The 8,350-nt window shown below is 68.0% G+C and carries 8 protein-coding genes; 5 read left to right on the top strand and 3 right to left on the bottom strand.

Annotated features, from left to right (window positions below; translation table 11 throughout):
* A partial coding sequence (locus tag ACFE86_RS19550; protein WP_375456990.1) for a class II fumarate hydratase occupies window positions 1-997 on the bottom strand: 997 nt, incomplete at its 3' end.
* A 128-nt stretch (window positions 998-1,125) separates the two neighbouring features.
* On the opposite strand from ACFE86_RS19550, the gene ACFE86_RS19545 reads away from it, so the two are divergent.
* Window positions 1,126-2,514 (top strand): cytochrome P450, encoded by a 1,389-nt coding sequence (locus tag ACFE86_RS19545; RefSeq protein WP_375456989.1) that lies wholly within the window; start codon window positions 1,126-1,128, stop codon window positions 2,512-2,514.
* A 247-nt stretch (window positions 2,515-2,761) separates the two neighbouring features.
* Here ACFE86_RS19545 and ACFE86_RS19540 read toward each other — a convergent pair whose 3' ends face one another.
* On the bottom strand, window positions 2,762-3,424 hold the full coding sequence (locus ACFE86_RS19540) for an SspB family protein (protein WP_375456988.1): 663 nt from the start codon (window positions 3,422-3,424) through the stop codon (window positions 2,762-2,764).
* A gap of 310 nt (window positions 3,425-3,734) precedes the next feature.
* Here ACFE86_RS19540 and ACFE86_RS19535 point away from each other — a divergent pair, with 310 nt between their 5' ends.
* A complete protein-coding gene (locus ACFE86_RS19535) occupies window positions 3,735-4,547 on the top strand; it encodes a lysostaphin resistance A-like protein (RefSeq protein ID WP_375456987.1) in 813 nt (270 codons plus the stop codon).
* 86 nt (window positions 4,548-4,633) lie between these two features.
* Entirely contained in the window at window positions 4,634-5,428 is a 795-nt protein-coding gene (locus ACFE86_RS19530; RefSeq protein WP_375456986.1) for a thymidylate synthase, read from the top strand.
* 6 nt (window positions 5,429-5,434) lie between these two features.
* Here ACFE86_RS19530 and ACFE86_RS19525 read toward each other — a convergent pair whose 3' ends face one another.
* Window positions 5,435-6,121, bottom strand: a complete 687-nt coding sequence (locus ACFE86_RS19525; RefSeq protein WP_375456985.1) for a dihydrofolate reductase — start codon at window positions 6,119-6,121, stop codon at window positions 5,435-5,437.
* A 444-nt stretch (window positions 6,122-6,565) separates the two neighbouring features.
* Here ACFE86_RS19525 and hflK point away from each other — a divergent pair, with 444 nt between their 5' ends.
* Together hflK and hflC are read left to right on the top strand one after the other, a co-directional pair.
* Window positions 6,566-7,732 (top strand): FtsH protease activity modulator HflK, encoded by a 1,167-nt coding sequence (gene hflK / locus ACFE86_RS19520; RefSeq protein WP_375456984.1) that lies wholly within the window; start codon window positions 6,566-6,568, stop codon window positions 7,730-7,732.
* A partial coding sequence (gene hflC, locus ACFE86_RS19515) for a protease modulator HflC (RefSeq protein WP_375456983.1) occupies window positions 7,729-8,350 on the top strand: 622 nt, incomplete at its 3' end. The genes hflK and hflC, both read left to right, overlap by 4 nt.

The following is an 8,350-nucleotide window of genomic DNA, read 5'->3' as shown; positions in this document are numbered from 1 at the left end:
TCGGGTTGACCTTGCCCGGCATGATCGAGGAGCCGGGCTCGTTCTCCGGCAGCGACAGCTCGCCGAGGCCCGAGCGCGGGCCCGACGCCAGCAGGCGGATGTCCTGCGCGATCTTGAACAGGCCGGCGGCAAGCGCCGCGAGCGCCCCTTGCGTGAACACCAGCGCATCGTGCGTCGCCAGCGCCTCGAACTTGTTGGCGGCCGAGGTGAAGGGCAGCCCGGTCAGCTCCGCGACCTTGCCGGCGAAGCGTTCGGCGAATTCGGGATGGGCGTTGAGCCCGGTGCCCACCGCCGTGCCGCCCTGCGCCAGCGCCAGCACGCCCGGCAGCGTCGCGGCGATCCGCGATCCCCCGAGCGCCACCTGCGCGGCGTAGCCGGAGAATTCCTGGCCGAGCGACACGGGCGTGGCGTCCTGCAGGTGGGTGCGGCCGATCTTGACGATGGCCTCGAAGGCCCGCGCCTTGGCGTCGAGGGCCGTATGCAGGTGGTTCAGCGCCGGCATCAGCCGGCCGGTGATCTCGCGGGAGACCGCGATGTGCATAGCGGTCGGGAACACGTCGTTCGAGGACTGGCCGCGGTTGCAATGGTCGTTGGGATGCACCGGCGCCTTGCCGCCCCGCTTTCCCCCTAGCCGCTCGTTGGCCAAGCTCGCGATCACCTCGTTGGCGTTCATGTTGGACTGCGTGCCCGAGCCCGTCTGCCACACGACCAGCGGGAACTCGTCGTCGTGCGCGCCGGCCACCACCTCGGCGGCCGACGCCGCGATGGCGTCCGCGACCGTCGGGTCGAGGCCGCCGAGGTCCCGGTTCACGAGGGCCGCGGCCTGCTTCACGAGGCCGAGCGCATGGACCAGCGGCGCCGGCATGCGCTCGGTGCCGATGCGGAAGTTCTGGATCGAGCGTTGGGTCTGCGCGCCCCAGTACCGGTGCGCCGGAACCTCGATCGGCCCGAAGGTGTCGGATTCCGTGCGGGTGGCGGGCTCGGGCTGCGGCGACATCGTGGCCTCTACGTTCGGTGCGGTGCGCGGCCTACCTACGACAGGCAAATCGAAATCGCGATGGCGCTTCTTCCGGCGTCTCGACAAACGGCGCGACCTGTCCCCCGCCGTTCAGAAGGATGGCGCCGATGGCGACGACGGTCGAGATCAACCCCGCGCAGGCCCGCTTCCGGCCGCCTGTGCCGGCGCCGCGCCGCACGGCGATGGGCCTGTTCGAGTTCCTCAAGGCGGCCCGCGCCAACCCGATCACCACGTGGATGGAGGACCACTTCACCGCGCCCGTGGTGGCCGGAGACGGCGCGATGGGGCGCATCACCGTGGTGAGCGATCCGGCGCTGATCCGCTACCTCCTCGTCGAGAACGTCGCGAACTACCGCAAGGACGACCTCCAGCGCCGGGTGCTGGCGCCGGGCCTCGGCAACGGCCTGCTCAGCGCCGAGGGCGAGGCATGGAAGCTCCAGCGGCGGACGCTAGCGCCGATCTTCTCGGCCCGCACCGTCCAGGGGTTCTCCGACGCGATGAACGCGGCCGGCGCCAAGCTCGCGCGCCGCCTCGTGCGGCGCGACGGCACGCGGGTCGACGTCGCCCTGGAGATGACCCGCGTCACCCTCGACGTGCTGGAGCGGACGATCTTCACGCAAGGCCTGCCGGGCGATCCCGACGCGCTCGGCCGGGCGATCACGCGCTTCCTCGAAGCGGTGGGGCCGATCGATCCGCTCGACGTCATCGGCGTGCCGGATTTCGTGCCGCGGATCGGCCGTTTCCGGGCGCGGCCGGCGGCGCGCTACTTCGCCGAGGTGGTGGAGGAACTGATCAGCCGCCGGAAGGCGCTGGTCGCGCGGGGCGGCGCACCGCAGGACCTGCTCACCCTGCTGCTTGGTGCGCAGGACCCCGAGACGGGGCAGGGCCTCACCGACCTCGAGGTGCAGGCCAACATCGTCACCTTCATCGCGGCCGGCCACGAGACCACGGCGAACGCCCTCACCTGGGCGCTCTACTGCCTGTCGCAGGACGACGCGGCGCGCCTCCGCCTGGAAGCCGAGGTCGACGCGGCGGGGACGGGCGATTTCGTTATCGAGCGGCTGCCCTTCGCCAAGGCGGTGATGGAGGAGGCGATGCGCCTGTTCCCGCCGGTGCCGTTCCTGAGCCGGCAGGCGATCCGCGACGACCGGCTCGGGCGCATCAAGGTGCCGCGCGGCTCGATGGTGCTGGTGGCGCCCTACGTGCTGCACCGCCACCGCACCCTCTGGGACGATCCCGACGCGTTCGTCCCGGATCGCTTCCTCGGCGCGAACCGCGACGCGATCCCGCGCTTCGCCTACCTGCCGTTCGGCGCCGGGCCGCGGGTGTGCATCGGCCAGAGCTTCTCGCTGCAGGAGGCGGCGATCGTGCTCGCCCACGTCGTCCGCGCGGTGCGCTTCCGGCTGCCGGAGGATCACCCGCCGGTGACGCCCCTGCATCGGGTGACGCTGCGGCCCGAGCACGGACTGCGGATGGACGCGAGCCGGCGGACCTGATCGCGCGGGGCCGCGACGTTCCGCGGCGTCGGACGCGGGCCCGACGATGCCAGTCCGAGAGGGCCGGAACCGCCCGAGGAACATACGGTTTCCGGTTGGCCAGCTCGGTTGCGTGGTCCCTTCCCCTCTACGCTACCGCGTAAGCACACCTATCGCAGGGGCGGCAGGCGTGCCCTCCCTCTGCCCGCAGAGGTGAAGAGGGAGGTCCGGGTGGGCGACGCCCCGAACCGATCAGCCGGAAACCCTGTCAGTTCTTCTTGCGGAACGCGTCGAGGCTCACGACCTCGGCGCTCGCCTCGGCACCATCGCCGCCCTTCTTGGCGGCCTTGGCCGGCACGCGCGGCTCCTTCCCCTCGGCCTTCCCCTCGGCCTTGGCGCCGGTCTGGACCGCAGGGAGGGCAGGGATCACCCTCGGCGCGGCGCTGCCGATGGCGGTCAGCCCCGTGCCGGGCGCGACGGCCTTCGGCGTCGTCTCGCCGGGCTCCGAGACCGCGCCGCGCGGGCCGCCCTTGGCGGGGGCCTCGGCCGCCTCGGCGCCGGTGGCCTCCGGCGTCTCGTTGAGATCGAACTTCAGGCCGAACTGCACCGACGGGTCGAAGAACCCCGACAGCGCGTCGAACGGCACCAGGAGCCGCTCGGGCACGCCGGAGAACGACAGCCCGACCTCGAAGCTGTGCTCGTTCACGCCCAGGTCCCAGAACTGGTGCTGGAGGACGATGGTCATGTCCTGCGGGTACTTCTCGCGCAGCGCCTGCGACATCCGCACGCCGGGCGCCTCGGTGCGGAACGAGACGTAGAAGTGGTGCTCGCCGGCCAGACCCTCGCGGGCGGCGTCGGTCAGCACCTTGCGGACCACGCCGCGCAGCGCGTCCTGGACCAGGAGATCGTAGCGGATCAGGTCGTCTGCCATCTGCGGTCGCTCTGTGCGGTCTGCCCGACGACCTGTCGCGCACCGGATCGTAGGAAGCAAGAAGGCGGCTTCCGTCGCCGGAGGCCGGAATGTCGTGCCCGGGCGGCGCGTCGAAGCCGGAAGCGCCGCGGGTCGCCGTCCCAAGCCCCCACCGGATGCCGGCACGCCATCGTGTCCGATGGCCGGGGGGCTACGGCAACGGGCCCGTATCCGATAGGCTCGGCGTGCGATCGGCCCGTGGTGAGGGCCGTTCGCCGCCGTATCCGGCCTCGCGACCGGAGGTGCGAACATAGAGGGGATCGATGCGGTTTTGAAGCCCGATCATGGCGCCACGCCCTCCGATCACGCCGCGCTGGCCGGAAGGGGCCGGACATGGGGCGCGGCCGCCCGCCTCGTCCTGCGGCTCGCCGCCCTGATCGGCATGGTCCTGCTCTACCTGGCCGCCGCGAGCCTGATGTCGCTTGCCGTCGTGCGCGTCGGCGCCGACCTCCTCGACGGGATCGACCCGTTCCTCGACCCGGCGCGGCGGCCCTATCTCGGCGCGTCCGAACTCGCCCGGCGCGAACTCGCCGTGGACGTGATGCGGCAGGTGTTCCTCGCCGCCCTCGTCCTCGCGGTCGCCCTGCGGCGCGACGGCGCGGGCTGGCGGCGCAGGCTGGCGCTGGACCGCGGGCGGCCGAACGGGCTGCGTCCGCGCACGCTGCTCCTGATCCTGCTGGGCTGGCCGGTGCTGCATATCGCCTGGGTGACGGCGACCGCCGACGCGTTCGGGGCCGCCTTCGGCGCGGGGGTGCGGCTCTCGCCGATGCTGAGCCCGGGCAGCGTCGCCGCGTGGCTCACCTACGTCGTGGTGCTGGCGCCGGCCGCCGAGGAAGTTCTGATGCGCGGCGAGGCGTTCGCGGCCGCGCGCGGCTTCCTGCCGCCGGCCGCCGCGATCCTGGCGACGGCGGCGCTGTTCGCGCTCGCCCACGTCTCCGCCTGGGGGTTGGCGCGCCCGGTCTCGCTCGCGCCCCTGGCGCTGATGCTCGGCTGGCTGCGCTGGCGCACGGGGCGGCTGTGGCCGTGCATCGCGCTGCACGGCTGGAGCAACCTCGCGCTGGTCGCCTACGTGCTCTGGCCGTGAGGGGACCCGAATCGTCCGGCCCTCCGTTCCCCCTTTGGCAAGTCCCCCTTGGCAAGCCGCCCCGATTGCGGGCAGGAAGACCGGCGATGGACGCCTATCACCACCTGCTGACCCGCATCCTCGACGAGGGCTGTGCGAAGCAAGACCGCACCGGCACCGGCACCCTGTCGGTGTTCGGCCACCAGATGCGGTTCGATCTCGGCGCCGGGTTCCCCCTCGTCACGACGAAGCACTTGCACCTGCGCTCGATCGTCCACGAGCTGCTGTGGTTCCTCACCGGCGACACCAACGTGCGGGCGCTGCGCGAGAACGGCGTGACGATCTGGGACGAGTGGGCCGACGCCGAGGGCGACCTCGGCCCGGTCTACGGAAAGCAGTGGCGCTCCTGGCAGAAGCCCGGCGGCGGCACGGTCGATCAGATCGCCTGGGTCGTCGACGAGATCCGCCGCAACCCCGATTCGCGCCGCCTCGTCGTCTCGGCCTGGAACCCGGCCGACCTCGACAGGATGGCGCTCACGCCCTGCCACTGCCTGTTCCAGTTCTACGTCGCGGACGGTCGGCTCTCCTGCCAGCTCTACCAACGCTCCGCCGACGCCTTCCTCGGCGTGCCGTTCAACATCGCGAGCTACGCCCTGCTCACCGCGATGATCGCACAGGTGACGGACCTCGTGCCGGGCGACTTCGTCCACAGCTTCGGCGACGCGCATCTCTACCGGAACCACCTCGATCAGGCCCGGCTCCAGCTCACCCGCGCGCCCCGTCCGCTGCCGCGGCTGCGCCTCAACCCGGAGGTCCGCGACCTGTTCGCCTTCCGCTACGCGGATATCGCGATCGAGGGCTACGATCCCCATCCCGCGATCCGCGCGGCCGTGGCGGTTTAAAAAATCTCAAGCTACAAGCAAAGGTAGCAATATTTGCCTCTCATCAAGCTGCTTTGTTCGCCTAAATTTTTCTCTGAATTCTTCGATCCTCTCTCTCGTTTGATCCATTGATTCCGCCACAAAAAAATCTTCTAGTTTTCTATGACGTGTGTACTTGATCTTACGTTCAAGTATTGATATACTAAAATCAAATTCGTCAAATTCTGATTTCTTGTAATCTCTATTCTCTATTGAGTTCCACTCACGCATGTCAAATTGTTCAGCGAAATAAGCATCGCCTTTCTCGAAATTATGGAAAACTTCTGTCAGATATATCTTCGTAAACAAATCTCGGAATAAGCCGTATATTTGAGCTCCTCCAATCACGATTATTTGAGAACTTTCCTTCAATATAGATATAAAATCTGCCAAGTATAAAGCCATTTCTTTGCTGTCAGCCCATAACAAATTTTCCGTATCAACACCTTTTTTACTTGACAGAACAATATTTACTCGCTTCGGTAAAGGGCGACCAAGAGATTCTAAAGTTTTTCTGCCCATAATTACCACATGATTTTCTGTTACCGATCTAAAAAATTTCATATCAGTCTTCAATCGCCACGGTAATTGATTTTCACAGCCGATAACCCCGCCAGGATTGCTGCGGGCTACTATATACGAAATTGATGGCATGATGCGTTCAATCGGTTTCATGTTTTCTTCATCTTTCCGATCATTGAGCGCGTTCGAAAATGACGTCATGAGTGTCCGAGAGAACAGTTAATGTGTCGTAGAAGCGCAGCCTTACGCGCTGGTCTGAATGAGATTCGGCCCGTCATATGGGCAACGAGACCGAGCGATCTTGCGCTGCCAATCGAACCTCCCTGCTTTTGAACAACGGCAAAGGAGGAGTCGAGAGCCGCGTTAGGCGGTACTTCATGCTGGTCGGAAGCGGGAATGTCGCGGTTGCCAAAGGGGTCGGTGATGCCCACCTCCGAGCCTTGACAGCAGGCGACGGTCCCTCGCAGGTGCGTAGCTCACGCTTGTGCCGGCGGTGGCTCGATCCGGGCAGGGATGGACGCGGTCGCGGACCTTTCGGGCGGTTCGGACCGAGGGCGCGCGGGCGGTCCCGCAGAAGGTTGGGAGAAGACGGCCAGCATGCCTTGGAGCAATCAGAGCGGCGGTGGCAGCGGCGGGGGCGGGCCCTGGGGTCGCGGCGGCGGCGGCAATGGCGGCGGCCCCTGGGGCGGCGGCGGTAGCGGCAAGACCCCGCCGAACCTGGAGGACCTCCTCCGGCGTGGCCAGGACCGCCTGCGCGGCGTCATGCCGGGCGGCTCGCTCGGCGGCGGCAGGAGCTTTGCCGTCATCGGCGCGCTCGCCGTCGGCCTCTGGCTCGCCACCGGCTTCTACACGGTGGCGCCGAACCAGGTCGGCATCGAGACGATCTTCGGCCGCTACGTCGGCTCGAAGGGCGAGGGCCTGCGCTACAACTTCCCCTACCCGGTCGGCGGCGTGGTCAAGCCGAACGTCGGACAGGTCAACTCGATCCAGATCGGCTTCCGGTCGGGCGCCGGCACGCAGGCCAGGGCCCGCGACATGCCCGACGAGAGCCTGATGCTGACCGGCGACGAGAACATCGTCGACCTCGATTTCGAGGTGCAGTGGCGGGTCAACCCGCTGAAGGCCTCGGACTACGTGTTCAACCTCCAGAATTCCGAGGGCACCATCAAGGCGATCGCCGAGAGCGCGATGCGCGAGGTGGTCGGCCGCCGCAACATCCAGGCGATCCTGACCAACGAGCAGTCGAGCGTCGCGCAGGAGGTCAAGGAGATCACGCAGAACGCGCTCGACGAGTACGGCGCCGGCGTGCGCATCGAGGTGGTCCAGCTCGTCAGCGTCAACCCGCCGCCGGAAGTGCGGCCGGCGTTCATCGACGTCAACGCCGCGCAGCAGGACGCCGACACGGCCCAGAACGAGGCCAAGACCTACGCGAGCCGCGAGGTGCCCCAGGCCCGCGGCCGTGCCTCGCAAATCGTCCAGGCGGCCGAGGCCTACAAGACCAAGGCGACGGCGGACGCGACGGGTCAGGCCGCGCGCTTCGAGGAGGTCTACGCCTCCTACAAGCTCGCCCCGGTGATCAGCCGCGAGCGGCTGTTCCTGGAGACCATGGAGAAGGTGCTCGGCTCCGTGAACAAGGTCATCATCGATCAGCCGGGCGCGGCCGCCGGCGCAGCGGGTTCCGCGGGCGTGGTGCCGGTGCTGCCGCTGGCGGAGTTCGGGTCGCGGGTTCAGGCCGCGCCGCAGACGAGTGGAGCGGCCCGATGAACGCACAGACGATCCGCACCGGCGCCGCCGTGATCGTGGGGGCGCTCGCGCTTGCCTTCTACGCCTCGGTCTTCACCGTCGGGCAGATGCAGCAGGCGCTGGTCCTCCAGTTCGGCCGCGTCCGCGCGGTGCTGAACCAGACCGGCGAGGACAAGCCGGGCCTCTACTTCAAGCTGCCCTTCGTCGAGAACGTAGTGCTGTTCGACAAGCGGGTGCTCGATCTCGACCTGCCGGTGCAGACCCTGCTCACCGCCGACCGCCAGAACCTGGAGGTCGACGCCTTCGCGCGCTACCGCATCATCGACCCGCTGCGCTTCTACCAGTCGGTCAACAACGTCGGGCTCGCCAACCAGCGGCTCGCGAGCTTTACCAACTCGTCCCTGCGCAACGTGCTCGCGCGCTCGACCCGCGACGCCATCGTCAAGATCGAGCGCACCCGCCTGATGAACCAGATTCAGGAGGACGTGAACCGACAGGCCAAGGCGCTGGGCGTCCAGATCGTCGACCTGCGCATGACCCGCGTCGACCTGCCGGCGCAGAACAGCGTCGCGGTCTACCGGCGCATGAAGACCGAGCGCGAGCGCGAGGCCGCCGACATCCGCGCCAACGGCGACCAGA

The sequence above is a fragment of the uncultured Methylobacterium sp. genome (genome assembly GCF_964244095.1).
Taxonomy (GTDB): domain Bacteria; phylum Pseudomonadota; class Alphaproteobacteria; order Rhizobiales; family Beijerinckiaceae; genus Methylobacterium.
The sequence above is the reverse complement of the archived record's forward strand: the minus strand, read 5'-3'. Positions and strand labels throughout refer to the sequence as shown.

What these genes read in the sequence shown, in the direction of transcription:
- hflK (WP_375456984.1), top strand. Translation starts at nt 6,566, where the DNA reads ATGCCTTGGAGCAATCAGAGCGGCGGTGGCAGCGGCGGGGGCGGGCCC.
- ACFE86_RS19545 (WP_375456989.1), top strand. Translation starts at nt 1,126, where the DNA reads ATGGCGACGACGGTCGAGATCAACCCCGCGCAGGCCCGCTTCCGGCCG.
- ACFE86_RS19530 (WP_375456986.1), top strand. Translation starts at nt 4,634, where the DNA reads ATGGACGCCTATCACCACCTGCTGACCCGCATCCTCGACGAGGGCTGT.
- ACFE86_RS19525 (WP_375456985.1), bottom strand. Translation starts at nt 6,121, where the DNA reads ATGAAACCGATTGAACGCATCATGCCATCAATTTCGTATATAGTAGCC.
- ACFE86_RS19540 (WP_375456988.1), bottom strand. Translation starts at nt 3,424, where the DNA reads ATGGCAGACGACCTGATCCGCTACGATCTCCTGGTCCAGGACGCGCTG.